Annotated in this window: 24 protein-coding genes; 9 read left to right on the top strand and 15 right to left on the bottom strand. The window is 70.6% G+C overall.

Features of this window, described 5'->3' with window-relative positions:
• The first annotated feature begins 51 nt into the window (after positions 1-51).
• Positions 52-1,746: a Stk1 family PASTA domain-containing Ser/Thr kinase gene (gene pknB / locus ACIPY8_RS00655; protein ID WP_400813865.1), complete on the top strand. Its 1,695-nt coding sequence runs from the start codon at positions 52-54 to the stop codon at positions 1,744-1,746.
• A gap of 21 nt (positions 1,747-1,767) precedes the next feature.
• On the opposite strand, the gene ACIPY8_RS00650 is transcribed toward pknB, so the two are convergent.
• The 3 genes from ACIPY8_RS00650 to ACIPY8_RS00640 are packed head-to-tail and all read right to left on the bottom strand — an operon-like array spanning position 1,768 to position 3,372.
• Complete coding sequence (locus tag ACIPY8_RS00650; RefSeq protein ID WP_400813864.1) at positions 1,768-2,403, bottom strand: anthranilate synthase component II; 636 nt, start codon at positions 2,401-2,403, stop codon at positions 1,768-1,770.
• Positions 2,400-2,555: a hypothetical protein gene (locus ACIPY8_RS00645; RefSeq protein ID WP_400813861.1), complete on the bottom strand. Its 156-nt coding sequence runs from the start codon at positions 2,553-2,555 to the stop codon at positions 2,400-2,402. The genes ACIPY8_RS00650 and ACIPY8_RS00645 overlap by 4 nt, the downstream gene beginning before the upstream one ends.
• 22 nt (positions 2,556-2,577) lie before the next feature.
• Positions 2,578-3,372, bottom strand: coding sequence for a class E sortase (locus ACIPY8_RS00640; protein ID WP_400813859.1), 795 nt, complete (start codon positions 3,370-3,372; stop codon positions 2,578-2,580).
• Between the two features lie 85 nt (positions 3,373-3,457).
• On the opposite strand from ACIPY8_RS00640, the gene ACIPY8_RS00635 reads away from it, so the two are divergent.
• Entirely contained in the window at positions 3,458-3,697 is a 240-nt protein-coding gene (locus ACIPY8_RS00635) for a cell division protein CrgA (RefSeq protein WP_400813858.1), read from the top strand.
• 181 nt (positions 3,698-3,878) lie between these two features.
• On the opposite strand, the gene ACIPY8_RS00630 is transcribed toward ACIPY8_RS00635, so the two are convergent.
• Entirely contained in the window at positions 3,879-4,775 is an 897-nt protein-coding gene (locus ACIPY8_RS00630; RefSeq protein WP_400813856.1) for a rhomboid family intramembrane serine protease, read from the bottom strand.
• 21 nt (positions 4,776-4,796) lie between these two features.
• Positions 4,797-5,354 (bottom strand): peptidylprolyl isomerase, encoded by a 558-nt coding sequence (locus ACIPY8_RS00625; protein WP_400813854.1) that lies wholly within the window; start codon positions 5,352-5,354, stop codon positions 4,797-4,799.
• A gap of 145 nt (positions 5,355-5,499) precedes the next feature.
• Here ACIPY8_RS00625 and ACIPY8_RS00620 point away from each other — a divergent pair, with 145 nt between their 5' ends.
• A complete protein-coding gene (locus tag ACIPY8_RS00620; protein WP_400813853.1) occupies positions 5,500-6,021 on the top strand; it encodes a DNA helicase in 522 nt (173 codons plus the stop codon).
• A gap of 50 nt (positions 6,022-6,071) precedes the next feature.
• Positions 6,072-6,533, top strand: a complete 462-nt coding sequence (locus ACIPY8_RS00615) for an aminoacyl-tRNA deacylase (RefSeq protein WP_400817608.1) — start codon at positions 6,072-6,074, stop codon at positions 6,531-6,533.
• Between the two features lie 16 nt (positions 6,534-6,549).
• On the opposite strand, the gene ACIPY8_RS00610 is transcribed toward ACIPY8_RS00615, so the two are convergent.
• Positions 6,550-6,972, bottom strand: coding sequence for an NUDIX hydrolase (locus ACIPY8_RS00610; protein ID WP_400813850.1), 423 nt, complete (start codon positions 6,970-6,972; stop codon positions 6,550-6,552).
• A 156-nt stretch (positions 6,973-7,128) separates the two neighbouring features.
• Between ACIPY8_RS00610 and ACIPY8_RS00605 the strand changes: the two genes are divergently transcribed.
• From ACIPY8_RS00605 to ACIPY8_RS00595, 3 genes are all read left to right on the top strand, one after another.
• Positions 7,129-7,575 (top strand): iron chaperone, encoded by a 447-nt coding sequence (locus ACIPY8_RS00605; RefSeq protein WP_400813848.1) that lies wholly within the window; start codon positions 7,129-7,131, stop codon positions 7,573-7,575.
• Between the two features lie 76 nt (positions 7,576-7,651).
• Positions 7,652-8,779 carry a lytic polysaccharide monooxygenase gene (locus ACIPY8_RS00600; protein WP_400813846.1) on the top strand — a complete coding sequence of 376 codons (1,128 nt, stop codon included), beginning with the start codon at positions 7,652-7,654 and terminating at the stop codon, positions 8,777-8,779.
• 79 nt (positions 8,780-8,858) lie between these two features.
• Entirely contained in the window at positions 8,859-9,974 is a 1,116-nt protein-coding gene (locus ACIPY8_RS00595) for a M24 family metallopeptidase (protein ID WP_400813845.1), read from the top strand.
• Between the two features lie 103 nt (positions 9,975-10,077).
• Here ACIPY8_RS00595 and ACIPY8_RS00590 read toward each other — a convergent pair whose 3' ends face one another.
• On the bottom strand, positions 10,078-16,098 hold the full coding sequence (locus ACIPY8_RS00590; protein WP_400813843.1) for a GH92 family glycosyl hydrolase: 6,021 nt from the start codon (positions 16,096-16,098) through the stop codon (positions 10,078-10,080).
• A 195-nt stretch (positions 16,099-16,293) separates the two neighbouring features.
• Here ACIPY8_RS00590 and ACIPY8_RS00585 point away from each other — a divergent pair, with 195 nt between their 5' ends.
• Positions 16,294-17,301, top strand: coding sequence for a LacI family DNA-binding transcriptional regulator (locus ACIPY8_RS00585; RefSeq protein ID WP_400813841.1), 1,008 nt, complete (start codon positions 16,294-16,296; stop codon positions 17,299-17,301).
• Between the two features lie 10 nt (positions 17,302-17,311).
• On the opposite strand, the gene ACIPY8_RS00580 is transcribed toward ACIPY8_RS00585, so the two are convergent.
• Positions 17,312-18,217, bottom strand: coding sequence for a hypothetical protein (locus ACIPY8_RS00580; RefSeq protein WP_400813840.1), 906 nt, complete (start codon positions 18,215-18,217; stop codon positions 17,312-17,314).
• 182 nt (positions 18,218-18,399) lie between these two features.
• Here ACIPY8_RS00580 and ACIPY8_RS00575 point away from each other — a divergent pair, with 182 nt between their 5' ends.
• Positions 18,400-18,966, top strand: coding sequence for a helix-turn-helix domain-containing protein (locus ACIPY8_RS00575; protein WP_400813838.1), 567 nt, complete (start codon positions 18,400-18,402; stop codon positions 18,964-18,966).
• Here the strand turns inward: ACIPY8_RS00575 and ACIPY8_RS00570 are convergent.
• The 7 genes from ACIPY8_RS00570 to ACIPY8_RS00540 are packed head-to-tail and all read right to left on the bottom strand — an operon-like array spanning position 18,947 to position 25,474.
• Entirely contained in the window at positions 18,947-19,681 is a 735-nt protein-coding gene (locus ACIPY8_RS00570) for a gamma-glutamyl-gamma-aminobutyrate hydrolase family protein (RefSeq protein WP_400813836.1), read from the bottom strand. The two genes, ACIPY8_RS00575 and ACIPY8_RS00570, sit on opposite strands and share 20 nt — an antisense overlap.
• A complete protein-coding gene (locus ACIPY8_RS00565) occupies positions 19,678-20,220 on the bottom strand; it encodes a HutD family protein (protein ID WP_400813834.1) in 543 nt (180 codons plus the stop codon). Before ACIPY8_RS00565 ends, ACIPY8_RS00570 begins: the two co-directional genes overlap by 4 nt.
• 2 nt (positions 20,221-20,222) lie before the next feature.
• Positions 20,223-20,564, bottom strand: a complete 342-nt coding sequence (locus ACIPY8_RS00560) for a P-II family nitrogen regulator (protein ID WP_400813832.1) — start codon at positions 20,562-20,564, stop codon at positions 20,223-20,225.
• A 24-nt stretch (positions 20,565-20,588) separates the two neighbouring features.
• Positions 20,589-21,860 (bottom strand): ammonium transporter, encoded by a 1,272-nt coding sequence (locus ACIPY8_RS00555; RefSeq protein ID WP_400813831.1) that lies wholly within the window; start codon positions 21,858-21,860, stop codon positions 20,589-20,591.
• 40 nt (positions 21,861-21,900) lie between these two features.
• Complete coding sequence (locus tag ACIPY8_RS00550) at positions 21,901-23,124, bottom strand: allantoate amidohydrolase (RefSeq protein ID WP_400813829.1); 1,224 nt, start codon at positions 23,122-23,124, stop codon at positions 21,901-21,903.
• Position 23,125: 1 nt separating this feature from the next.
• Positions 23,126-24,316, bottom strand: a complete 1,191-nt coding sequence (locus tag ACIPY8_RS00545; RefSeq protein ID WP_400813828.1) for an FAD-dependent oxidoreductase — start codon at positions 24,314-24,316, stop codon at positions 23,126-23,128.
• A 3-nt stretch (positions 24,317-24,319) separates the two neighbouring features.
• Positions 24,320-25,474: a tyramine oxidase subunit B gene (locus tag ACIPY8_RS00540; protein WP_400813826.1), complete on the bottom strand. Its 1,155-nt coding sequence runs from the start codon at positions 25,472-25,474 to the stop codon at positions 24,320-24,322.
• Positions 25,475-25,568 lie beyond the last annotated feature (94 nt).

Genomic DNA, 25,568 nt, shown 5'->3' with positions numbered 1-25,568 from the left:
CATCGTAGGCTGAGGTTCACATCAGGTCAGGTCGTTTCAGGGGGTCAGTACGTGTCGACAGAGCCACGCGTTCTCGCGGGTCGCTACCGCGTCGGCGAGCTCATCGGTCACGGCGGCATGGCCAAGGTGTATCGCGGCTACGACCTGACGCTGGGTCGTGACGTCGCGATCAAGATCCTCGACCCCGAGCTCGCCCGAGACACGGCGTTCCGCACGCGGTTCCGCCTCGAGGCGCAGTCGGCGTCGCGCATGTCGCACCCCTCCATCGTGCGGGTCTACGACGCCGGCGATCCCTCGGCACCCGGCGACGACGCGAACGACCCGCCGTACATCGTCATGGAGCTCATCGGCGGCACGCTGCTGAAGGACATCATCGCCCGCGGCCCCGTTCCCGTCGAGGACGCGATCCGCTACGTCGACGGGATCCTCGAGGCCCTGGATTACTCGCACCGTGCCGGCGTCGTGCACCGCGACATCAAGCCCGGCAACGTCATGGTGACCGACAAGGGCCAGGTCAAGGTCATGGACTTCGGCATCGCACGCGCGGTGTCGGACTCGTCGTCGACCGTCGCCGAGACGACGCAGATCATCGGCACGGCCGCGTACTTCTCGCCCGAGCAGGCGAAGGGGGAGCCGGTCGACGCCCGCGCCGACCTGTACTCCACGGGAGTGGTGCTGTACGAACTGCTGACCGGGCGCCAGCCGTTCCGCGGCGAGTCCCCCGTGGCGGTCGCGTACCAGCACGTGAGCGAGACGCCGGTCCCGCCCACCGAGGTGAACGAGGACGCCCCTCCGGCCCTCGACCCGATCGTGCTGCGCGCACTCGCGAAGGACCCGTACCAGCGGTACCCGGATGCCGCGCACTTCCGCGCCGCGCTCGACTCCGCCGTGACCGGCGCCACGCCGACCCGCAAGGAGATCGGCGCGCTCACCAGCGAGCTGTACGGCCCGAGCCCGCGTCAGGCGCAGGAGACGGCGCGCTCGCTCCGCCAGCTCAGCACCGACACGACGATGGCCCGCACGCAGTCGGGCCCGCCCGTCGCATGGATCTGGGCCGGCGTCGCCCTGCTGGCCGTGCTGCTCGCCTCCGTGCTCTTCTGGGTGTGGACCATCAGCATGCGTCCGGATGAGGTGCCCGCAAGTTCGCGCACGGTGCCCGACCTCGTGAACGTGTCCGCCGAGAGGGCGCAAGACGATCTCGGCGAGCTCGACCTCGCATCCAAGCTCGTGCTCGAGTCCAGCAGCGAGATCGCCGAGGGCAACGTGATCCGCACCGACCCCGAGGCCGGTTCCGCGGTCACCGAGGGCGACACCATCACCGTGTACGTGTCGTCCGGCAAGGAGACGGTCGTCGTCCCGACGCTGGAGGGCTTGTCCTTGACCGCCGCGAAGGACGCCTTGGCGCAGGCGGGACTGCAGCTCGGCACCGTGATCCAACGCAACGACAAGGGACTCGCGGCCGACACCGTCATGGAGGCGAGCGAGGCCGCGGAGAGCGAGGTCGCGCCCAAGACCGTGGTGAACCTCGTCGTGGCGAGCGGACGCGTGACCCTCACGGACGTCTCGGGGTGGACCGTCGCCGCCGCGACGGCTGAGCTCGAGCGCATCGGGCTCGTGGCGACCCCTGTCGAGCTCACGGACTGCGCGGCCACCAACCCGCCGACCGTCACCGCGATGTCGATCGCGCCGGGCGACGTGCCGATCGGGTCGACCGTGGAGCTGCGGTACTGCGTCGCAGCCGACTGAGGACGATCGTCCTGTGCGCGCTCAGGTGCGCGAGAGCGGATGCAGCCGCTCGGCCCGTGCCACGGCATCGTCGTCTCCGCACGACGCGAGCCAGTTCGCGAGCAGACGGTAGCCGCCCTCGGTGAGCACGCTCTCGGGGTGGAACTGCACGCCGACGATCGGCAGCGCGCGGTGCGCCAGCGCCATGACCGTGCCCGTCTCGGTCCGCGCCGTGACGACCAGGTCCTCGGGCAGACGATCCTCGGCGAGCGCGAGCGAGTGATAGCGTCCGACCGCGAACGGCGAGGGGATGCCGTCGAACAGCGCCGAGCCGTCGTGGGCCGCTGCGGACACCATGCCGTGCATGAGCTCGGGAGCCTCCGTCACGGGGGCGCCGAACGCCGCCCCGATCGCCTGATGCCCGAGGCAGACGCCGAGGAGGGGGATCGCCCGCTGCGCCGCGAGACGCACCACGTCGAGCGAGGCCCCGGCGTCGGCGGGAGCACCCGGTCCGGGGGACACCATGACCGCGTCGAACCGCGGAAGGAGAGCGTCGAGGGTCGCCGCGTCGACGGCATCCGCCTCGATCATCTCGACGACCGCGCCGAGTTCGCGCAGGTAGCCGACGAGGGTGTGCACGAAGCTGTCGTGGTTGTCCACGACGAGCACGCGGGTCATTCGAGGTCGACTTCGCCCGGCGCGATGAGGGGGCTCACCCACGGGAACACGAACCAGAACAGTCCGTAGAGCACCGCCGCGACGAGCACGAGCAGGATGAAGAGCTTGAGCCACCAGGGGCCGGGCAGGATGCGCCAGAGTGCGGCGTACATGGTTCCCTCTCGTTCCCTTCGGTCAGATCGACGGTGCGGCCGGCGGCGGGGGCGGATCCGTCAGTGCCGGGGGCGGGCCCTCGGCGCGCGGCTGGAAGCTCTCGAACACGCCGTACGCGACGATGCGCTCCGCGAGCGAGTACAGCGGCGAGCATGCGGTGAGCGTGATGTAGCGCTCACCCGTCTCGACCCCCGGCATCTGCGGCACGTCGAGAAGCACGTCGGTCTGCGTCGGCTTGACGTACTCGAGGGTCCGGAAGCGGTACGTGAACCAGCCGTCGGCGGTCTCGACGACGATCGCGTCGCCGATCTGCAGCTTGTCGAGCTGATTGAACGGCTTGCCCCACGTGGTGCGGTGGCCGGCCATCGCGAAGTTGCCGACCTCTCCGGGCATCTTCGAGTCGGTGTACACGCCGATGCCGAGCTTGTCGAGCGTGCGTGCGCGACTGGTGCCGCCCCAGATGCCCACGTTGTAATCGGAGCCGAAGCGCGGGATGTGCATCTGGGCGAGCCACGCCGCGTCGGCGGGCGGGGCCGGGATCACGGGCTCGTAGACCGTGGAGCCGTCATCGGTCGCGACGAGCGGCGGCAGTTCGGGCGTCGGTCCGTCGGCGAGAGCCTGTGACATCTGCGCACCCTCGTCGTTCTTCTGCGCGCTGATGATGATGTCGCCGATCCACATCTGCCAGGCCACGAACAGCAGGACCAGCACGCCGGCGGTGAGGAGGAGTTCACCGAGGACGCTGGTGACGGTGGCGCGCGATCGAGGGCGCCGGCGGCGTCCACGTCGCTCCCCCGAGACGACGGATGCGGTCATGGCGCGATCCTATCCCTCCGACCTGTGGGGGCGCCCGGGATCCCGCGGTTCCGTAGGGGATACGTGTCATGGGTACAATGTCGGAATGGCACGCGAGCGCAAGACCGAAGAGCCCGACACCCCGCGCGCGGAGGGCGAATCCGCACCCAACGCGGTGTGGTTCAAGCCCGTCATGATCGGGTTCATGCTGCTGGGTCTCGCCTGGATCCTCGTGTTCTACATCTCCGGGATGCAGTTCCCGATCCCCGGCCTCGACAACTGGAACCTCGCGATCGGTCTGGGCATCGCGCTCATCGGCTTCCTGATGACCACTCGCTGGCGCTAGACACCAGCCCCTCTGCCACGAAGGCCCCTCGCAGTGCGAGGGGCCTTCTTCTGTGTCCGGGGGTGTTCCCCACAGTTCTGCACAGCGTCACCACAGAGTTATCCACAGAGTTGTGCACACCTGGGGAGAATTACACCGGTGTCATTCACATCCGGTCGCGGCGCCGTCGCGCCGCCTCCGATCAGGAGTACACCGTCGAGATCAGCAGCGGAGGGACGAAGGCGATCGTCAGGACGAGCGCGACGACCACGGCGGAGAGCAGCAGGATCTGACGGGTCCGCTGCTCGCGTCGACGCGTGCGGGTCAGGATGAAGGCGACCAGCGCGCCGATCACGGCTCCACCCAGATGCGCCTGCCACGCGATGCCCCCGACGACGAAGCCGAACACGAAGTTGATGCCGAGGATCACGAGGATCCCCGTGACGTTCGCACCGATATGCCGACCGATGATGAGCAGGGCGGCCATGAGCCCGAAGATCGCGCCGCTCGCACCGACCGTGAACATCCCGGGCGCGAGCAGGGCGACGGCGACGGAGCCGCCGAAACCGCTGATCAGGTAGAGGGCGAGGAAGCGCGCGCGGCCGAGCATCGGCTCGAGACTCTGCCCCAGCATCCACAGGGCGAGCATGTTCAACGCCAGATGGATGAAGCCCGCGTGCGCGAAGACCGCCGTGAGCGACCGCCACGGCTCGAACGGGAGCAGGGCGAACTGCGGATACAGGTACAACGCGTTGAAGCGGAGCGCTCCGGTGATGACGCCGCCCATTCCCGGCACCATCTGCAGCAGACCGATGATCGACGTGACGAGCAGCAGCGTGTACGTGACCACGGGCTTGCCACTGCGCACGGCCGCCATCGCGGGGCGCGTTCCCCAGCGACGGGCCGCCCGCTTCTGGGCGGGTGTGCGATTCTTGCGCTCCGCGGCCATGCACTCGGGGCAGATGACCCCGACCGCGGCCTGGGTCTGGCACTCGGGGCAGATGGTGCGCAGGCACCGCTGGCAGAGAACGAAGCTCTGCCGATCCGGATGCCGGTAGCAGAAGTTGTCGCGGTTCTCCGCGAACTCAGGCGTGGTCATCCGGATCGGCCAGCCTCGGACTCAGGCGGAGACGATGTCGATCGACTGCAGAACGACCGGCTCGATGGGACGGTCGCCCGCAGCGGTCGGCACCGCGGCGATCGCGTCGACGACGGCCTTGGAGGCGTCATCGGCGACCTCGCCGAAGATCGTGTGCTTGCCCTGGAGCCACGGCGTCGGGTCGGTGGTGATGAAGAACTGCGAGCCGTTGGTGCCCTCGACCTGACCGGTGATCGCGTTGCGACGCAGACCCGCGTTCGCCATCGCGAGGATGTACGGCTCGTTGAAGTCCAGGTCGCCGTGGATCTCGTCGTTGAAGTTGTAGCCGGGGCCGCCCACTCCCTGACCGAGCGGGTCGCCGCCCTGGATCATGAAGTTGGGGATGATGCGGTGGAAGATGACGTCCTTGTAGAGCGGTCCCTCGCCCGGCTTGCCGGTGGCGGGGTCGGTCCAGGACTGCGAGCCGTCGGCCAGGCCGACGAAGTTCTTGACCGTCTTCGGGGCGTGATCGCCGAAGAGGTTGATGACGATGTCACCGTGGTTGGTGTGCAGGGTTGCGACGTGAGAAGCATGAGCCATGCGCTCATTCTCTCAGAGCTTCGTGTGGATCGGCCGGGATCTAGCGCCGATCCGCCCGCGGCGCAAGGCCTCGGCGATTCCCTCGCCCCTTCCAGGGTGGCGTGGCAAGATGGTGAACCCGTACTCCAATCGACAGGAGAGCATCGTGAGCATCAGCCGCAAGCGGAAGAAGGAACTGCGTCGGCTCCAGTCCGACGCCAACCAGCTCTGGGAGAACCAGCAGATCCTCGTCGGGCATGCCGCCGACGTCGCTCGCGAGGCGGGTCGTCAGCTCGGCAACTTCGGTCGCGAGCAGGTCGGTCCCGTGGTGCAGGACACGTACAACCGTCGTGTGGCGCCCGTACTCGACCAGGGTGCCCGCTTCGGTCGCCATGTGGTCGACGACAAGGTCGTCCCCATCGTCGGCGGCGTCGTCGGCAGCGCGCTCACGGCATGGGACGTCGCCAACGCCAAGCGCCACGGCCTCGAGAAGGACGTGCGCAAGGCCACGAAGAAGGTGCGCAAGGCCGTGCAGCCCGAGAAGAAGGGCCCGGGCCTGGGTGCCGTCGTCGCCGTGATCCTCGGCGTCGCCGCGGCGGTCGGCGTTCTCTACACCGCATGGCAGGCACTCCGGGCCGACGACGAGCTGTGGGTCGCCGACGACCCGCTGTCCGCCCCCGACGCGTGACCACGCCCCGTGATCCGTCGACCTCCGGGTCGGCGGATCCGCACGCGCGCGTGAGAGACGCCGCGGCCGCTCGGGATCTCTCGATCGAGATCCGCGAGCGTCCGGCGGCGAACAGCCTCGTCGAGGCGGCCGAGATCCTCGGCATCCCTCCGTCCGGCATCGTCAAGACCCTCGTCGTCAAGCGCTCCGACGACACCTACCTCTTCGCGCTGGTCCCCGGCGGACGATCCATCTCCTGGGCCAAGCTGCGCGCGGTCGTCGGCGTGAACAAGCTGCGGCTTCCCGAGGCGGAGCTCGCCCTCGCTGCGACGGGATACGAGCGCGGGACGATCGTGCCGATCGGCAGCTCGACCGACTGGCCCGTGTTCGCGGACGAGTCGATCGTCGGACAGCGCATCGCGATGGGGGCGGGCGCACACGGCTACAGCCTGTTCGTCGACGCGGACGACCTGATCGTCGCGTACGGCGCGACCGTGGCGGACATCTCCGTGCCCGAGGAGCCGCGGGCCTGAGGTCGGTCGTCGGTCGTCAGAGCAGTCCGGCCATGCGGAGCGAGATGTCGACGAGCTTCACGCGCTGCAGCTCGGCGACCGACGCGAGCGGGAACCACGCGGCCATGTCGGTCGATCCGTCGGTCTCGTACTGCAGCCGGCCTCCCGTCACCGTCGCGCGATAGACGATGCGGAGCGTGTGCAGCGGCTGATCGGCCTCGTGCACGCGCTGCGACGCGGGGATGACCCGGGAGTGGATGCCGAGCAGCTCGCCGACCTTGACCGAATACCCGGTCTCCTCGCGCAGCTCGCGGCGCACGGCGGCCTGAGGGTCCTCGCCGGGTTCCAGACCCCCGCCCGGCATGGTCCAGGCCACACGACGGCCTTCGATCCAGCGCGCCAGCAGCAGCCGCCCGTCGTCATCGGTGACGACTGCGTATGCCGCGACACGCATGTCCATGCCCCCACCCTAACCGCACCGGAATGCATGGGCGTCGCGTGTGTCGCGCGCCCCGCATCCGCGCTTCCGGCACATCGATCACGAATCGAGAAGTCCCGGTCGCGAGCGCATCCCTAAGGTGAAGACATCACCAATCACTCACGAGAGGAGCCAGCGATGGCCGAGAAGGAGACCGGCTTCAGCGCCGAGGAGCGCGAGGCCATGAAGGCCGCGGCGGACGACAAGAAGAAGGCACGCTCGCGCGCCAAGAAGTCACCGGAGGAGGTGCGCGCCGAAGGCGAGGCCGACCTCAAGGCTTCGCTCGCGAAGCTCTCCGACGCCGACCGCGCGATCGCCGAGGGGCTGCACGACCTCGTGTCCGAGGTGGCGCCCGAGCTCGTTCCCCGCACGTACTACGGAATGCCCGCGTGGGCCAAGGACGGCAAGGTGCTGTGCTTCTTCCAGCCGGCGAGCAAGTTCAAGACCCGGTACGGCACGTTCGGCTTCGAGCAGCCGGCGAACCTCGACGACGGGACCCTCTGGCCCACCGCCTACGCCGTGCTCGAGCTCGACGCCGCCAACCGGGAGTTCCTCGCCGAGCGCGTGCGCGCAGCCGTGAGCTGAGTCCGATCGGACGGGGAGTGGAACGTATGCCGAGATACCGCATGGTCCGGCGGCGCGAGCCGATATCACTGGAGGCATGACACCTCGCACACGACTCGGATCCGTCACGCTCGCCGTGGCTGCGATCACCGCCGCCGGACTCCTCATCGCCCCCACCTCCGCCGTCGGCCACGGCTACGTCGGCGGATCGGCGTCCACCCTGATCTCCCGTGCCGCCTGGTCGGCGAACGTCGATCGCGGAGGCGTGCAGTACGAGCCGCAGAGCCTCGAGGCGCCGAAGGGCTTCCCGCAGGCGGGCCCCGCCGACGGACACCTCGCCTCGGCCGGCGGTCTCTTCGGCGGCACCCTCGACGAGCAGACCGCGACGCGCTGGCAGAAGAACATCGTTCAGGCGGGGCCCGTGCAGGTCGCCTGGTCGCTGACCGCCGCGCACCGCACCGCGCAGTGGCGCTACTTCATCACGAAGCCCGGATGGGACCCGAACGACGAGCTGGAGCGCTCCGACCTCGAACTGCTCGCCACGTTCGACGGACGCGGGGAGATCCCCGCGGTCCCCACCGTGCACACCCTGACGATCCCCGCCGACCGCACCGGCTACCACGTGATCTACGCGGTGTGGGATGTCGCCGACACGACCAACGCGTTCTACAACACCATCGACATCGACGTGCGCGGCGGGGGCGCGGTGACGACGCCTCCGGTCACGAACCCGCCCGCATCGTCCGCACCGACCGGTGTGCATTCCATGGGGCGGACCGCATCGAGCGTCGACCTCATGTGGAAGGGCACCGCGGGAGCGACGTCGTACCGCGTCGAGCGTTCGACCGACGGTGTGACCTACTCCTTCGCGGGTACGTCGGCCACGACGCGCTTCCTCGACACCGGTCTCGCCGCGGCGACGACATACCGGTACCGGGTCGTCGCGACCGGACCCTCGGGGGAGGCGGCGAGCGCGGTGTTCACCGTCACGACCGCCGAGGCTGCGCCCGTGCCGAGCACACCCACCACGCCGACCACGCCGACCATGCCGACGGCACCGGCCGCGGACATCCCGGCCTGGACGGCGGTCGGCGTCTACGTGCGCGGTGATCTCCGCCGGCACGACGGGGTCGTGTACCGCGCCGTGCAGTCGCACCGGTCGTGGGGGGACCCGTCGTGGATCACCGCCCGCGCGCTGTGGGAGCCGGTGGGCACGACTCGCTGATCCCGCACCGGACCCCGTGCCGCGTCGGGAGGGACACGGTCCGTTCCGCGTGCAGGTGCGCGGCAGTAGCGTGGAGCCTGTGAGCACCCTCCCCTTCCCCTCCTCTGTCTACGCCGCCCGGCTCGACCGCGCGAGCGACCTCGCCGCCGACGCGGACCTCGATGCGATCGTCGTCGGACCCGGCCCCGACCTGCAGTACCTCCTCGGCGTCGAGGGCGACACCATCGAGCGTCTGACCGCACTTGTCCTCGGGCCCGGCATCCGTCCGACCGTGGTCGTGCCCCGCATGGAGCTCGCCAAGGTGCGGAGCACGGCGGTCGGCGAGCTCGGGCTCGCGGTGGCGGACTGGGTCGACGGCGAGGACCCCTACGCGCTCGTCGCCGAGGCGACCGGGCAGGTCGCGCGCGTCGGGGTGTCCGACGCCCTGCCGGCTCTGCACGTCGTGCCCGTCGGCGACCGTCTCGGCGTGTCGATCGAGCTGGCGACGCCCGTGCTGCGCGAGGGGCGGATGGTCAAGGATGCCGAGGAGATCGTCGAGCTGCGGCGCGCGGGTGCCGCGATCGACGCCGTGCATCTCCGCGTTCCCGGCTGGCTGCGCGCCGGACGCACCGAACGGGAGGTGGCCGCCGACATCGCCGCGGCCATCGTCGAGGAGGGCCACCGCTCGGTCGAGTTCGTGATCGTCGGCTCCGGACCGAACGGCGCCGACCCGCACCACGAGGTGTCGGACCGGATCATCGAGGACGGCGACGTCGTGGTCGTCGACATCGGCGGAGCCGTGCCGAGCGGGTACAACTCCGACAGCACGCGCACCTATGTCGTCGGCGCCCCCGACGACGAGGCCGCCCGCCGCATCGACGTGCTCGTCCGAGCGCAGCAGGCCGCGGTCGACGCCGTGCGCCCGGGCGTCAGCGCCGAGCAGGTCGACGCCGCGGCACGACAGGTGCTCGCGGAGGCGGGACTCGGCGAGGCGTTCCTGCACCGGACCGGCCACGGCATCGGCGTCTCGGTACACGAGGAGCCCTACATCGCGCCGGGCAACGACCTCGTGCTGCGCGAGGGGATGGCGTTCAGCATCGAGCCGGGGATCTACTTCGCGGGGGAGTGGGGCGCCCGCATCGAGGACATCGTCGTGGTCACGTCCGACGGCTGCGAGCGCCTGAACACGGCACCGCACGGCCTGACCGCCGTCTGACGCCGCGTCCGTTCGGGAGGAGATCTCCGCGTCGGGAGGAGGGATCCGTGCGGATCCTCCTCCCGGGCGTGGGATCTCCTCCCGTCGGTCGCGGGTGCCGGGGTCAGGCCTCCGAACGCCGACGCCGGACGAGCAGCACTCCGCCGGCGGCCAACAGACCCAGCATGAGCACGATCAGCACGATCGGCACCGCGCCGCCCGTGCCGGCCAACCCGTCGCCGGTGGATGCCGCGGCCGTGACCGTGAGCGCGCCCTGGGCGCTGAGTCCGGAGGACGTGCCCTCGACGATCAGCGTGTGCTGACCGACCGGCGCGCTCGCGGGGATCGTGACGACCGTCCGGAATGCTCCGCTGCCGTCGGCCGTGACCTCGCCGAGACGGATCGGGTCGGAGTGCAGCGTGATCGTGATGAGCTCACCCGCCGCGAACCCGCGACCCGAGATCTCGAGCGATCCGCCCTGCACGATCGTCGACAGTCCGAGGACGACCTCGGCCTCCAGCACCGGTGTGCTGCGCACGTCGATCGTCAGCGGGGCCGACGTCGACGGGCGGAACGCATCCGGATCGGAGGGGACGAACCGCGCCGTGTAGGTGTGCGCGCCCGAGGTCGCGATCGTGATGTCGGCGGTCGCCGCACCGGCGGAGACGTTCGCGGAGCCGACGACGACCTCGCCCTCGAGGAACTCCACCTGACCGACGGCGCCCGCGGGCTTGACCGTCGCGATCAGCGGGATGGCCTCGCCGGCCACCGGGTCGTCCGATCCGGAGGTCAGCGTCACCGAGGTGTTCTTCGGGGCTGCCGGGTCGCCGACGACCAGGAGCGAGGCGCGGGCCTCGACCTTCGACACGTCGCCGAGGGCCACGACCGGGTGGTCGCCGTCGACTGCGCCCGCCGGGACCGTGACGTCTCCGCTGATCGTGCCGTCGTCCTCGGCGGTCACGACCACCGGCTCCTCGGAGTCGATGCGGATCGCGACGGCCTCTCCGGGGGCGAAGCCGGTTCCGGTGATCGTGACGGTCTCACCGGGTGCCGCCTGCTGCGGAGCCTCGATCTCCGGTGTGTAGACCGGCACCGGGTCGGCGACCGTGATGGTCAGCTGCGTCGCAGCCGACTTCACGCCGTCGTCGGCCGTGACCGTCACCGTGTAGGCGCCGGCCTTCGCGTAGGTGTGGGTCCCCGCGATCGTGCCGTCCGTCACGTCGACCGTGGAGACGGGTGATCCTTCGCCCCAATTGACCGTCGCGGTCGTCTCGCCCGCGCCGCCGACGACCGTCGCCAGCGTCGCATCGAACTCCTCGCCGGTGACCTGCTCGTCGACGGTGCCGGCCGTGACGGCCAGCTCCGCGGCGGCGGCGCGGTCGCCGTCCGAGGCGAGCGCGAAGAGGTGCACGCGTCCGTCGTTGAGCGAACCCGGCTCCTTCGGCATCGTCAGCGACTCCACGACCTTCGGCTTGCCGTCGCCGTCGACCGCGAGGGCGATCGGGGCGGTGGCGTAGATCGCCGTGTTCTTCACGCTGGACTCCGCTCCGGTGCCGGAGAGGCGTCCCTCCGAGATCGTGAGCACCGTGTTGCCCTTGTAGGGGCTGCCGGATGCTCCGACCCAGTCGCCGAGGCTGATCGTCACCGTCTGCGTGGTGCCGTCCGTGAAGTGCAGCACGGCATCCGAGTCGCGGTTGCTCTCGGTGGCCGTCCCGATGAAGGACAGCTGCGTCGCACCCGCGCCGAGGGAGACCTTGACGGTCTGGCCCTCGCCGGTGATGTTGTCGGGCGCGCCCGCCGGCACGGCCGGGAGGTCGTACGTCAGCGACGTGCCGGGGATCGTGAGGGTCTGACCCTGGACGAAGCCGTCGGCGTTGATCTTGTCGCGGAAGTAACCGTGACCCTGCGAGTCGCAGTTCGCCGCGGTCTTGTCGAGATCACCGATGCAGACGTTGTTGAATCCGCCGACCAGCGACTCGTCGCGGAAGACCTCGACCGTGGCGGTGGCCTGGGCCGCCGCACCGCTCGAGTCCCGGACCGTGACGACCGCGGAGTAGGTGCCGGGAGCCGTGAAGGTGTGCGGGGCGCTCACCTTCCAGCCGCCGAGCTCGTCCCGGGTGAGGGCCACGTCGCCCGTGTCCTCGCCGTCGCCGTAGTCGACCGTCACGTCATAGCCGGAGGCCTCGGTCTCGGTGCCGACGATCGTGGCGAGCGACCCCGTGAACTCGGTGCCGACGGCCACGCGCTGCGGCGCACCGGCGGCGATCGAGAGTCCATCGGCGGCCGACGCCGAGGCGAACAGCTCGACCTCGGACAGCGCCAGCGGGGCGCCCGAGCTCTTCAGGCTGAGCTTCACGCTCGTGTAGCCGCCGGCTCCCTGCGCCGTGAACGGCCGGGTCTGCGAGTCCCACGTGAAGCTCTCTCCCTCGCGGCTGTCGAGCTCGGTCCAGGTCGTGCCGTCCATCGAGCCCGACAGGGTCCAGCTCGCCGGGGCGGCCGCCTTCGACGCGCTCGTCAGCGTGTACTGCCCGATCGACACCGGGCCGGACTGCGAGGTCCAGACCAGGTCGGTCGAGTCGCCGGCGAACGTGACGGTCGAGTTCATGTTGTCGTCCACGAGCGATCCGACGGGGGTGCCGTCGGTCGCCGAGAGCGATCCGCGTCCTGGCTTGGTCGCGTCGACGAGCGTGGTCGGCACCTCGAGCTTCTCGCCCAGATCCTTCGCGCCCCACGTCGAGGGCGTCTCGCTCATCGTGAAGTCGATCGTGCCGCCCGCGCGCACCAGGTCGCCGTCGAACGTCGTCTCGTCGATCGGTGCGCCGTTGATGCTGACGCCCGCGACGTAGTCCCGACCCTCCGATGCTCCCGGCGCGTTGATCACCAGGTCGGTGTCGCCGATCGAGAGCGTCGCGCTGTCGAACAGCGGCGTGCCGATGGTGTAGTCGCCCGATCCCACCTCGAGCGGGTAGAAGCCGAGCGCCGAGAAGACGTACCAGGCCGAGAACTCGCCGTTGTCCTCGTCGCCCGGGTAGCCCTGGCCGATGTCGGAGCCGACGAACAGGCGGTCCTGGATGTCGCGGATCAGGGCCTGCGCTCCCGAGGGGTCGCCGGCCTCGGCCAGCACGTACGGGATGTGGTGGGCGATCTGGTTCGACATGCCCAGCATCCCGAGCCGCACGTCGCGTGCCTCACGGGCCTCGTGGATGCCGGAGTAGTCGGCCTTCTCGCGGATCGTGAGGAAGTCGTGCATGACGTCGAGGAGCTGCTGGCGTCCGCCGTACAGCGCGGCGAGTCCGTCGACGTCGTGCGGGGCGTGGAACCCGAAGGTCCAGGCGCTCGCCTCCGTGAACGCACCGCCCCAGGCCTTCTTGTCGAACTCGGCGCCCGAGGTCCAGGAGCCGTCGGCGTTGCGCGACGTGAAGGTGCCGGCGGCCGGGTTGAACATCTCGACGTAGTGCTCGGCACGCGCCTCGAAGTAGGTCGCCTCCTCCTTCAGCTGCTCGACGCGGGCGGCCGGGGTGTTCGGGTCCTCCGAGAGCTTCTTCGCCATCTCGGCGATGCCGAAGTCGTTGATGTAGCCCTCGAGGCCCCAGGAGGCGCTCTCGTGCGTCGTCGCCTCGGTGTACCCGAGGAAGATCGACTGCGCGAGGCCCTTACGTCCCACGGCGTTGGATGCCGGGAGCACGGTGGCGTTCTTGACGGCGGCGTCGTAGGCCTCGAGCGCGGTGTCGGTGTCGAGCGCTCCGGCGAGGTAGGCGTCGGCGAAGGCCACGTCGGAGCTCGTGCCGGTCATGAGGTCCGCATAGCCGGGGGAGGACCACCGCGCGACCCATCCGCCGTCGCGGTACTGCTGCACGAAGCCGTCGACGAGCTCTTCGGTCACGTCGGGGTAGAGCAGCGAGTACAGCGGCCAGGCCGTGCGGTACGTGTCCCAGAAGCCGTTGTTGACGTAGACCTTGCCGTCGACGATCTTCGCGTTCGTGCGGGTGTCGGATGCCGAGCCGCTCGTCGCCGAGACCGGGCTCGCGTACTGGTAGACCGGATTCGCCTCCGAGCCCGTGTTCTCGAACTGCGAGTTCGGGTAGAGGTTCAGGCGGTACAGGCTCGAGTACAGCGTCACGAGCTGCGTGTCGGTCGCACCCTTGACGTCGTGGACCACGCCGAGGCGGTCGTTCCAGGCGTCGCGGACCGCGGCGTGCGCGTCTTCGAACGAGACGTCCTGCAGCTCGAACTCGTGGTTCTTCTGCGCCTGATCCTGAGAGATGAACGACGACGACAGACGCAGCTCGACCGTCTTGTCGCCGCTCGTGTCGAACGCGGCGTAGCGGGCGGAGCCGTTGCGGTCGCCCTGCGTGGTCGCGCCGGCGGTGAGCGGCGCGCGGTCGAACGTGCCGTACACGAACATGCGCGTGCGCCCCGGCCAGCCGGAGCCGCCGTCGACCCAGCCGGACACCGTGTCGCCCGAGATCTGGAGCTTGGAGGAGTTCACGAGCTGGTCGATGAGGATCGAGCTCGTGTCGCCCGTGAACTCGAAGCGGTAGATCGCGCCATGATCGGTCGCGGTCACGGACGTCTGGATGCCGTTGTCGAACTCCACGCTGTAGATGTCGGGCCGGGCGGTCTCGTTCTCGTGGTGGAACGGGAGCTTGCGACCCTCGAGCGACGAGGTCGGGTTGCCGTTCGCGGCGGGGAGCACGGCGAGCTGGTTGCGGTCGCCCATCCAGATGCTCGGCTGGTGCGAGAACCCGATGCCGTTCAGCGCGGGGAGGTTCTGCGCGTTGTTGGCGCGCTGGTACTGGTAGATCGTGCCCACGTTGTCGGCGTTCGTCATCGGGGTGATGAAGTTGAAGCCGTTGGGCCAGGCGGTGGCGGGCAGGTTGTTGCCGCGCGAGAAGCCGCCGGTGGAGTTCGTGCCGCGGCGCGTGTCGACGTACGACACGAGACCGTCGGACGTGTCGAGCTGCGCGGCGGCGCCGATCTCGACGTCGTCGATCCAGCCGCTGAAGGCCGTGGCGGCGGTGGGCGTCTCGACGCCCTTCACGTCGGCTCCGGGGTGGTCGTAGGTGAAGAGGATGTCGCTCACGGTGCGCCCGGCGAACTGCCCGAGGTCGACCGTGACCTTGTTCCACTGGTTCGGCCAGAGCACGTTCGCCTGGCCCTGCTGGCGGGCGTTCGCCCCGTAGCCGTACGAGTCGACGGCGCCGCTCGTGGAGAGTCGCGTGCCGTCGTCGAAGGTGAGGTCGACCGCGACGAACGTGGCGGCGTAGGTCTGCTCGCCGTCGAGCAGGGGGAAGACGAGGTACGAGAGCTCGCTGTCGTCGGCGACGTCCACCGCGACGTCCTCGTAGAGCGTGGTGGTCGATGAGGCGGGACCCGCGTCGAGGTGGCGGCCGACGTACTGCAGCGCCTTGGTGCCCGTGAAGCCGACGCCGGTCTTGGCCGTGTCCGAGCTGGTCGGGCCGCTGCCGATCTGCAGCAGGAGGTCGTCGGGCTCGGGGGTCGCGCCCGCGACCGCGATGGGCTCCCATCCGGCGAGCTGCACGATGTTCTTGCTGGGCGTGCGGGTGGAGAGCACGTCGAGCCGGTAGTAGAGGTACTCGGCGCTCGGGGTCGCGAGCGTGAACGACCGCGTCTGGCCGCGCCCGGTGAAGAGCTCGCCGCTGCGCTCGTCGACGGTCACCCAGTCGGCGCCGTCGTTCGAGCCCTGCACGCGGAAGTCCTTCGGATCGCGGTCGGGCTCGTCGTTGCCCGAGGTGAGCGTGTAGCTGACCATGGTCTGCGCTGCGGCGAGCTGGTACTGCAGCCAGCCCTTGTTCGCGAACGCGAGCCACTTGGTCGAGGCGTTCCCGTCGGCGGCGAACGCGGCGGCCTCGCCCGGGGCGTTCTGCGCGGATGCCGTGACGGCGGTCACCCCGCCGAGCACGCTCCCCGGCACGAACCGGCTGCCCGTCACGTTGACCGCGTCACCGGTGCCGGCGAGCACGGGGGCGGCGTCGGCGGCCTCGAAGGACGAGGCGAACGCGGTGGTTCCGGCGGCCGTCGCCGACAGGGGCGTCAGCATCGCCAGGCCCACGGTCGCGGCGATGCCCGCGGCCGTCCAGGATCGTCGGGCGGATCGTGCGTTCCTCGGGATGGAGACCCTCATGGTCTTTTCCTCTCACTCCACTGCGTCGTGTCGTCGGGCGGTCACGGCGGCTGCGAATCCGGGATGACCGTTTTATGACATCGCTGTCATATGCTGAGGACGCTACCACAGGGGTGTCGTCGTGGGGAAGCACGATCCTCGAAGACGCACCGGTCATAATGGGCTATCCGCCCGAGAGGGCCACGAAGGGATCCCATGTCTCGACCAGAGAGCGGCGCCGCGGCGCGCCCCACGCTCGCACAGGTCGCCGCTCGCGCGGGCGTCAGCCTCAAGACGGCGTCGCGCGCGCTCGGCGGCGAGTCGTACGTGAGCGAGAAGACCCTGGCGAGCGTGCTCGAGGCAGCGGCCGAGCTCGACTACCAGCGCAACGCCGCGGCCAGCCTGCTCGCGAGCGGACGCCTCGCCGACTCGATCGGCCTCATCACCGGCGACGTCACGAACCCGTTCTACTCCGCGCTCGCGCAGGCGATCGAAGACGAGATCCGCCCCCGAGGCATGCACCTCTCGGTCGCCAACTCCCGGGAATCGGCCGAGCAGGAGCAGCGCGTCGCCCGTGACCTCGCCGATCGTCAGACCACCGCGGTCATCACGGTCTCGGCGATGACCGATCACAGCGGCTACGCGCAGCTGCAGGCCCGCGGCATCCCCGTCGTGTTCGTCGACCGTCCGGCCGAGAACCTCGCCGCCGACTCCGCGGTCTTCGACAACCTCGAGGGCGGTCGCCTCGCCGCCCGGCACCTGATCGACGCGGGGCACCGGCGAATCGCGTTCATCGGCGACTACGCGTGGCTGCCCACCTACCGTCAGCGCCTCGCCGGCATGGGAGAGGTGCTCGACGAGGTCGACTCCGACTGGCGCGACCTGCTGCGCACCGACGCGCACGACGTCGCGTCCTCGCGGGCGTGCATGCGGGATCTGCTCGCGCTCGACTCTCCGCCCACGGCCGTCGTCGCCGGGAACAACCGCATCCTCCTCGGCGTGATGGAAGAGGTCGCGGAGCGGTCGGACGCCCCGGCGGTGATCGGCTTCGACGACCCGGAATGGGCGCGCGTGCTCGGGGTCAGCGTCGTCACCGGTGACGTCGAGGCCCTCGGTCGCGCCGCCGCGCGGCTCGCCGTGTCACGCCTGAGCGATCGCACCCGCGCGGTCGAGACCGTCACGGTGCCGATGCGTCTGATCGCGCGGCGCTCGACCGTCGGCTGAGCGCGCGGGGTCAGCCGACGATCACGGCGAGAGCGTCATCCGGTTCGACGAGGTCCGCCATCGTGACCGCGCCCGCGGCGCCCCGTGACACGATCCGCTCCGCGGCGAGCGCCGTGAGTCGCCCTGTCGCCTCGGACTGGCCTCGCCCCGCTGCCGTGCGCTGCTGCCCGGTGCGCCGATCGCGCACGACGATGTGCCAGGCATCGCCACCCACGTGTGGCGCCGCCGCAAGTGCACCGCGGAGCGCCGGCATCCGACCGACGAGTGCGAGCGACGCGGTCAGCGCCGACGACCCCAGAGTCAGGTAGCTGCGGATCGCGCCGTGCGCGTCTCCGCGCAGGACGTGGTCGGGGAAGTCCGCGCGGAGGTACCGGCGCGAGCGACCATCGGGGCCGAGGGCACGCACGCTGTCGCGGAAGTTGCGCACGCGTCCGCCCTCCGGCGGCCGATGCACGTCGACGCCCACGAGTCCCGCGGTCCATGCGACGGCCGCGGGGCCGTGGCGTTCGCCCGCGCCGAGCATCACGAGCACGTCGATATCGCCGACCGCGGTCTCGGACGTGAGCGCTCGCACGAGGATCGTGCTGAGCCCGGGGACGAGCCCCGCTCCCAGGACGACAGGTCCCCCGGCCGCGTTCCGCAGCTTCTCGAGGTACGCGCCGGTCGCGGAGATGTCGATGAGGGGCGTCGCCGCCGTCGCGCCCGCGAGCCCGATCCGCTCCACGCCGGACGCGTTCACGACCACGTCATGCTCGGCGGCGAGATCAGCGACGGGGGAGAGGTCGCCCTGCAGATCCACTCGCCCGCGGCCGGAGGCACCGCGGCTCGCGGGCGTCACCTCGTGCCCCGCGCGTTCGAGCTCCCGTCGCACGACGACGCCGACAGCGCCCCGCGCTCCGAGCAGCAGGGCCCTCATCCGCGGCATCCGTCTCGTCGCGCTGTGATCATGGCGGCCTTTCCGTCGTCCGAGTGAGTCGATGCGGGACCTCCTGTCGGAACTCGCGTCGCGTGACGACAGGAGGTGCCGTCCGGATTCCATCGTCCGATGCGGGCACCCGCTGAGCCTCACCCGTTTGCGGAATCTGCAAGGATGACGGGATGGATGCCGACACCGCCGCGACCCTCGCCGCGATCGGTCCGCGTCTGCGGCGCCTGCGCACGGGCCGCGGGCTGACGCTCGAGGCCGCCTCCGGTCTGGCCGGGCTGTCCACCAGCACCCTGTCGCGCATCGAGACCGGACGCCGCCAGCCGACCCTCGACGTGCTGCTGCCGCTCGCCCGCGCCTACGCCGTGTCGCTCGACGACCTCATCGCGGCGCCGCAGACCGGCGACCCGCGCGTGCACCTCGAAGCGCGTCGGCTGCTCGCGGGCGGCGTCGCGGTGCCGCTCACCCGGCATCCCGGTGGGGTGCAGGTGTTCAAGCACGTGCTCGGACCGCGCGACCCCGGACTCACGACGCACGAGGGCCACGCGTGGATCTACGTGCTCGCCGGACGGCTGCGCCTGCTCCTCGGCGACGCCGAGCACCTTCTCGACCCCGGCGAGAACGTCGAGTTCGATGCCAGGACACCGCACTGGTTCGGGCCCGCGGACCAGCTCTCGGTCGAGATCCTGCACCTGTTCGGACCCGAGGGCCAGCGTCCGATCACGCGCGACGTGAGCTGACCCGCGCGAGCTGGGTCTCCCGCGCCGCCCCTCGCCGATGCACGGCGCGGAGCAGTCCCGTCAGCTGCGCTCTCGCCGACGCCGGATGCTCGGGGTGCCACTGCACGCCGAGGAACGGCAGCGATTCGTGCGTGATCGCCTCGATCACCCCGTCGTCGGAGTGCAGGACGGCGTGCAGGCCGCGACCGAGCTCGTCGACCGCCTGGTGGTGGGTGCACAGCGCCGGCGGCTGAAGTCCCGGGGCGAGTGTCGCGATGCCCGGCACGGCCGTGTCCACGAAGGGATTCGCGCCGGCGCCGCGGTGCCCCGGCACGTGCTGGCGCAGAGTCCCCCCGAGCGCCACGTTCAACAGCTGATGACCCCGGCAGACGCCCAGCAGCGGACGGCGCTGGCTCACGGCATCCATGATCACGGCGATCTGCATGCGGTCCGCGCGGCGCTCGTACGGAGTGCGGATCGGCCGACGGTCGCTCTGGCCGTACAGCGACGGGTCGATGTCGTCGCCACCCAGCAGCACCACGACATCAGCCTCGCGGGACGCTCGGCGCAAGGAGTGCTCGGGATCGGATCCGGCCGCGTGCAGCGAGGCGGTCCAGCCCATGTCCTCGACCGCGGCGACCGCCGAGGCGTTGAGCGCGTCGAGGAGGCGCTGGTACTCGGCGCCCGCCCGCGGGCGTCGGGTACGGACGTGGAACAGCGCCGCGTGGATGCTCACGGGAGACGCCCCCACCGCACGACCAGCACGGCGCCGTGCTCCGCCGAGACGACGGTCGGCACGGCACCCGGGAGGAGCGCGGCGCCCGCGGGGAGCAGGCGGTCGGCCGGCGTCGAGACCCGGCCGTCGAGCACGACCAGCGCGTCCGCACCCCGGGTGTCGACCTGCGAGCCGCACACGATCCGCGCGTCGAGCGACGCCGCGCCCCGCCGCGTCATGACGTTCACGACCGAGACCCGCCGCATGCCGGCCTCGCCGACGACCGCGTCCTCGCCGCGGAACTCGACCGACTCCCCGGCGCGCACGCGCATCCTGCGGCCGTCGATCACGAGACCGAGACCCGGGGCGGTCAGCGGCACCAGCATCCGGTCGAGTCCGGGGAGCGGGGAGAACGGGGTCGTCCCCTCGATCTCGGCGACGCTGAGGCGCCCGTGCCCGCGGTCGACGAGCACGCGCGTGACGCCCAGGCCGTTGGCCCACGGCTGCGCCTCGACGTCCGCCGGACGGACGACCTCGAGGTCCACGCGCGTGCTCGCCATGATCAGCGGATCGCGGTCGGCCCGGTCTCACCCGTGCGCACGCGGATCACCTGCAGCGCATCGGTGACCCAGATCTTGCCGTCGCCGATCTCGCCGGTGCGCGCCGCATCCTGGATCGCGGCGAGAGCCGCGTCCAGCTCCTCGTCCGCGACGACGATCTCGAGCGAGATCTTGGGCAGGAAGTCGACCTTCACGCGCTGCGAGCGATACACCTCGACCTTGCCGGTCTGGGCGCCGTGGCCCTTCGCGTCGTAGATCGTCATGCCGGTGATGCCGACCTCGGCGAGCGCGGTCTTCACGGGTTCCAGCGCACTGGGCTGGAGTACGGCGGTGATGAGCTTCATGTTCTCTGTCCTCTCTGCGGGCGCTCAGGAGCGCACGTCGTCCAGGTCGTAGGCGGTCTCGGCGTGCAGGGTGGTGTCCAGGCCCGTGATCTCGGTGCCGTCGGGCACTCGGAGACCCACCGTGGCCTTGATCACCCAGGAGATCAGGGCGGTCACGACGAACGTGTAGGCGAACACCGCGACGATCGCGAGGGCCTGGGTGCCGAGCAGGTCCCAGCCGCCGCCGAAGAAGATCCCCGCCGCGCCGGCGGGCGACGACGGGTCGGCGAGGAAGCCGATCGCGAGCGTGCCGAAGATGCCGGGGAACATGTGGATCGCGACCGCGTCGAGCGCATCGTCGTACCCGAGCTTCTCCTTGAGCCCCAGCGTCGCGAAGGCGACGATACCGGCGAGGAGGCCGATGATCACGGCCCCGACCGGCGACACGGAGTTCGCGGCCGGGGTGATGCCGACGAGACCGCCGAGGATTCCGGAGATCGCGCCGAGCGAGGTCGCGGCCTTGCGCACGATGCGCTCCACCACGAGCCAGCCGAGCAGACCCGCGCAGGCCGCGATGAGCGTGTTCGCCACCGCGACTCCCGCGCTGTCGTTGATGCCGCCCGACGAGCCGCCGTTGAAGCCGTACCAGCCGACCATGAGCAGACCGGCGCCCACGATCGCGATGGGCAGGTTGCCGGGTCGTCCGACGTGCGGGAAGTCGCGGCGCTTGCCGAGGAAGAACGCCAGCACGAGCGCCGCGACGCCCGCGTTCATGTGCACGGCCGTGCCACCGGCGAAGTCGATCGCGTGCAGGCCGTTCGCGATCCAGCCGCCCGTCGTGGAGCCGTCGGCGGAGTCGAACGCGAACACCCAGTGCGCGACGGGGAAGTACACGAGGGTGGCCCAGAGTCCCGAGAAGATCAGCCAGCTCGAGAACTTCATGCGCCCCTCGACCGCCCCGCCGATGATGCCGACCGTGAGGCCCGCGAAGATCAGCTGGAACACCGCGATGAGGATGCCGGGCACCGCGCCCTCGGGCGTCTCGGCGCCGAGCAGCGACTGGATGCCGAACAGGGTCGTGGGGTCGCCGATCAGCCCGGCCCCGCCGACCGAGTCGCCGAGGGTGAGGCCGTAGCCGAACAGCACCCAGAGGACCGCGGTCACGGCGAAGCCGCCGAGCACGATCATCACGGTGTTGAGGATGTTCTTGGTACGGGAGAGGCCGCCGTAGTAGAGCGCGAGCCCCGGCAGCATGAGGGTCACGGCGACGGTCGCGGTCAGCATCCATCCCGTGTTCACCTGCGAGGTGATGTCCATAGGGGTCCTTTCGGGGGTCGGGAGAGCTCGGTGGTGCGGGTCAGCGGGTGAGGAGGTGCTCGAGGACGTCGGCGAGCGCGGTCACGCCCGCCGCGACGTCGTCGGGTTCCGCCGTCTCCGCGGGGGTGTGCGAGGAGCCGGTGGGGTTGCGGACGAACAGCATCCCGGTGGGGATGATCTCGGCGAGGACGCCCGCGTCGTGTCCGGCGCCGGTGTCGAGCACGGGGGAGGCGGGCAGCACGCCCTGCATCCGCTCGCGCAGCGACGGGTCGAAGAGCACGGTGGGCGAGAACGACTGCTCGGTCACGGTCGCGACGCAGCCCTCGGCCTCGGCGGCGCGGCCGGTCGCCGCCGCGACCTCGCTCACGATGCGACGCACGGCCTCCTCCGAGCGGTGTCGCACGTCGAGCCACAGGTCGACCGCCGACGCGATCACGTTGGTGCCGCCGGGGGTGACCTTGATGCGGCCGACCGTTCCCCGCGCGTCGTCGACCACGAGGGTGTGGACGCGCAGGCTGCGGATCGTCTCGGCGGCCACCACGACCGGGTCCTGCCGATCGGCCATGCGGGTCGCCCCCGCGTGGTCGCCGCGCCCCTCGATGCGCACGTGCCAGCGTCCGTGCGCGATGATCGCGCCGGCGAGCGCGACCGGCTCGTCGAGGTCGGCGAGGCCGCGGCCCTGTTCCACGTGCAGCTCGACGAAGGCGGAGATCGCGGAGAGGCGCTCGAGGTCGGGCCCGATGGTCGCGGGGTCGGCGCCGACGCCGGCCGAGACCTCGGCGTAGCTGCGTCCTCCCTCGTCGCGCAGCGCGCGCACCTTCTCGGGCGCGACGACACCGGCGAGCAGGCGGGACCCGAGGCAGGCGATGCCGAACCGCGACCCCTCCTCCTCGGGGAACACCGCGACGGCCAGCGGGCGCACGGGTGCGATCCCGCGATCACGCAGCAGATCGACCGCGGCGAGCGCGCTCGCGACTCCGAGCGGGCCGTCGAAGTTGCCGCCGCCGGGAACCGAGTCCAGGTGCGAGCCCGTGACGATGACGTCCCGGCGCGAGGCGCCGTCCGCGTCCCACCACGCCCAGAGGATGCCGTTGCCGTCGGTCTCGACCGTGAGCCCGCGCGCCGCAGCATGGCGAGAGAACCACTCCCGAAGCTCGAGCTCGGGCTCCGAGAAGACCGGCCGGGTGTACCCGCCGCGCTCGGGATCGACGCCGATCGACTCGATCTCCGCGAGCAGCGCGTTCGCGTCGCCGTGAGTGCTCATGTCACACCCCCGCGAATCGCTGGCCGACCGCCCGGAACCGCTCGGAGGCGGAGGCAGAACCGGTCACGAGGTCGTGCACGATCTCGCCCAGCAGCGGTGCGAACTTCGCCCCCTGTCCGGAGCAGGGCGACACGATCGTCACCCCGGCGGCGCGGTCGATGATCATGTCGTCCCGCGGGACGTTCGTGAACAGACAGGTCGTCTCTTCGTAGGACTCGGGGACGAGACCGGGGGTGAAGCGCTCGACGAAGCGCGTCACGCGCTCCCGGTTCACGGGATCGACGACACCGTCCTGCGCCACGGCCGACGGGATGCGGCGGCCGCCGTTGTATTCGGCGAGCTTCTGGCCGCGCCAGTGCGCATCGCGACCACCGGGGAGGCTGTAGATCTGGATGTCCTCGCCCTTGTAGATGAACGTCGGCCAGGAGGTGCTGTCGCCCGAAGCCGGCGAGCCGTGGTCCGCAGGGTCGCGATAGGGGAAGTGGAACGCGTTCTCCTGACGCACCTCGAACTGGGGCATCGCATCGGCGAAGCCGCCCGGCAGGTCGAGATCGCGCAGGAGTGCGGGCAGCCACCCTCCCGCCGCCACCACGACCTGCTCGGCGTGGACCGTGCGGCCCGTCGTCGACGTAAGCACGTACCCGGTGAAGCCGTGCCGCACCGAGGCGACCTCCCATCCCGTGCGCACCTGCGCGCCGGCGGCCGCCGCGAGGTCGAGCATCGCGTGCACCGACGACTCCGCGTCGATCACGCCCGCATCGGGATGCCACAGCACCTCGGTGTCGAACGTCAGCTGCGGCCATCGCGCCGCGGCATCCTCCCGGGCGAGCAGCTCGTGGTCGACGCCCACCCGGTCGAGCACCCCGGCGAGACCGCGCGGATCACGCACCGCGCCGAAGTCGAGGGAGCCGCTGGGCGTGATGAGCTGTCGACCGCTCGCGGCCTCGAGCTCGTCCCAGGAGCTGCGTGCCTGCACGACGAGGTCGGCGTAGAACGGGTCGAGGTAGCCGTAGCGGAAGATGCGGGCCGATCCGTGCGAGCTCCCGAGAGGGGATGCCGGGACGTCGCGTTCGAGCACGATCACCTCGGCGCCCGACTGGGCGAGGCGCCACGCGGCCGCCGCCCCCGTGAGGCCGGCGCCGATGATCGCGTAGGTCGCGGACTCCCCGCGGGAGGACAGTGAGGCGTGCACGGGTCAGGCCAGGTCCGGGGTGTTCCACAGGTTGAGCGTCGTGCCGATGCCGAGCTGGACGGCGTTCTCGTACACCGTCTTCGCCCACGCGACGTCCTCGACGCCCATGCCCCCGACGCTGAACAGCACGGGTTGCTCGTCGAACTCGCGGCCGGGGACCGTGCCCTCGAACACGTCGCCGATGTTGACGACGCGCGACTCGTCGAGCTCGCCCGCGTCGATGAGGTCCTGCCAATACAGGCCGATCATGCCGAAGGCGGTCTCGTGGGAGGGAGCGGGGTACTCCTCCGCCCAGGCCTCGTAGATCTTCTTCGCGTCCGCGATCAGTCGCGCCTTGCCGGAGAGCGTGTACTCCTTGTCCATGCGGAGGTTTGCGGGGAGGCTCAGGAACGCGCCCGGCTTGATCCAGTCGCCGTCGATGTACGGGTAGTTCTCCGAGCCGACGAGCCCCGTCACCGCCTCGGACACGATGTCGGAGTCGCGTACCGCGGCCTCGACCGTCTCGGCGATCTCGATCGTCGTGAACTGGGGGTAGTGCTCGCGCACATAGTCGGCGAACGCCTCGGAGGTCGATCGGCGCCGGCCGTTGATGCGGATGGTGTCGAGCGTCGGACGTGCGGCGGTCATGGCGTGCAGGGCGCTCTTGTTCATGGCGCCGGGGCCGATGATGCCCAGGGACTTCGCGTTCAGGGGTGCGAGCTTCTTGGCCGCGGCTCCCGGAACGGCCGCCGTGCGGTAGGCGCTCTCGAGGTTGCCCGACATGATCGCGAACGGGGCGCCCGTCTCCTTGTCGTTCAGCACGATGAGGTGGATCGAGCGCGGCAGCCCCTTGTCGCGGTTGTCGACGTTCGAGCCGTACCACTTGACGCCCGCCGTGTCGAAGCGCCCTCCGAGGTAGGCGGCCATCGCCATGAAGCGCCGGTCGGCGGCATCCAGCGGCATGGTCGGGAACGGCGACGACTGCGGGAAGCTGATCTGCGCGCCGTGCGAGTTCGCCGAGTTGCCCGCCATCCGGTAGTCGCCCTTCGCGACGAGGACGAGGACCTCCTCCATGACCTCCATGCAGCGGTCCATGTCCTTCATCCCGGCGGCGATCACCTCGGGCTCGCTGAGGTACAGCATGTCGATCCGGGTGTCTGCGGCGGTCTCTGCGGTCATGGCGGCGGTCCTTCCATCGGGGGCGTCCTCTCCAGAGAACCTTCGACAACAACCCCTGGTCAAATACCTTTTTCGCCGCGTATTGATAGCGTTT

The organism is Microbacterium sp. NPDC089696 (genome assembly GCF_044749125.1).
In the GTDB taxonomy this organism is placed as follows: Bacteria; Actinomycetota; Actinomycetes; order Actinomycetales; family Microbacteriaceae; genus Microbacterium.
Note: the sequence above shows the minus strand (reverse complement) of the source record. Positions and strands in the feature narration are given on the sequence as shown.

Excerpts from the sequence above, each read along its gene's own strand:
- ACIPY8_RS00650 (WP_400813864.1), bottom strand. The coding sequence starts at position 2,403 with ATGACCCGCGTGCTCGTCGTGGACAACCACGACAGCTTCGTGCACACC.
- ACIPY8_RS00645 (WP_400813861.1), bottom strand. The coding sequence starts at position 2,555 with ATGTACGCCGCACTCTGGCGCATCCTGCCCGGCCCCTGGTGGCTCAAG.
- ACIPY8_RS00640 (WP_400813859.1), bottom strand. The coding sequence starts at position 3,372 with ATGACCGCATCCGTCGTCTCGGGGGAGCGACGTGGACGCCGCCGGCGC.
- ACIPY8_RS00635 (WP_400813858.1), top strand. The coding sequence starts at position 3,458 with ATGGCACGCGAGCGCAAGACCGAAGAGCCCGACACCCCGCGCGCGGAG.
- ACIPY8_RS00630 (WP_400813856.1), bottom strand. The coding sequence starts at position 4,775 with ATGACCACGCCTGAGTTCGCGGAGAACCGCGACAACTTCTGCTACCGG.
- ACIPY8_RS00625 (WP_400813854.1), bottom strand. The coding sequence starts at position 5,354 with ATGGCTCATGCTTCTCACGTCGCAACCCTGCACACCAACCACGGTGAC.
- ACIPY8_RS00610 (WP_400813850.1), bottom strand. The coding sequence starts at position 6,972 with ATGGACATGCGTGTCGCGGCATACGCAGTCGTCACCGATGACGACGGG.
- ACIPY8_RS00605 (WP_400813848.1), top strand. The coding sequence starts at position 7,129 with ATGGCCGAGAAGGAGACCGGCTTCAGCGCCGAGGAGCGCGAGGCCATG.
- ACIPY8_RS00600 (WP_400813846.1), top strand. The coding sequence starts at position 7,652 with ATGACACCTCGCACACGACTCGGATCCGTCACGCTCGCCGTGGCTGCG.
- ACIPY8_RS00590 (WP_400813843.1), bottom strand. The coding sequence starts at position 16,098 with ATGAGGGTCTCCATCCCGAGGAACGCACGATCCGCCCGACGATCCTGG.
- ACIPY8_RS00585 (WP_400813841.1), top strand. The coding sequence starts at position 16,294 with ATGTCTCGACCAGAGAGCGGCGCCGCGGCGCGCCCCACGCTCGCACAG.
- ACIPY8_RS00580 (WP_400813840.1), bottom strand. The coding sequence starts at position 18,217 with ATGAGGGCCCTGCTGCTCGGAGCGCGGGGCGCTGTCGGCGTCGTCGTG.
- ACIPY8_RS00575 (WP_400813838.1), top strand. The coding sequence starts at position 18,400 with ATGGATGCCGACACCGCCGCGACCCTCGCCGCGATCGGTCCGCGTCTG.
- ACIPY8_RS00565 (WP_400813834.1), bottom strand. The coding sequence starts at position 20,220 with ATGGCGAGCACGCGCGTGGACCTCGAGGTCGTCCGTCCGGCGGACGTC.
- ACIPY8_RS00560 (WP_400813832.1), bottom strand. The coding sequence starts at position 20,564 with ATGAAGCTCATCACCGCCGTACTCCAGCCCAGTGCGCTGGAACCCGTG.
- ACIPY8_RS00555 (WP_400813831.1), bottom strand. The coding sequence starts at position 21,860 with ATGGACATCACCTCGCAGGTGAACACGGGATGGATGCTGACCGCGACC.
- ACIPY8_RS00550 (WP_400813829.1), bottom strand. The coding sequence starts at position 23,124 with ATGAGCACTCACGGCGACGCGAACGCGCTGCTCGCGGAGATCGAGTCG.
- ACIPY8_RS00540 (WP_400813826.1), bottom strand. The coding sequence starts at position 25,474 with ATGACCGCAGAGACCGCCGCAGACACCCGGATCGACATGCTGTACCTC.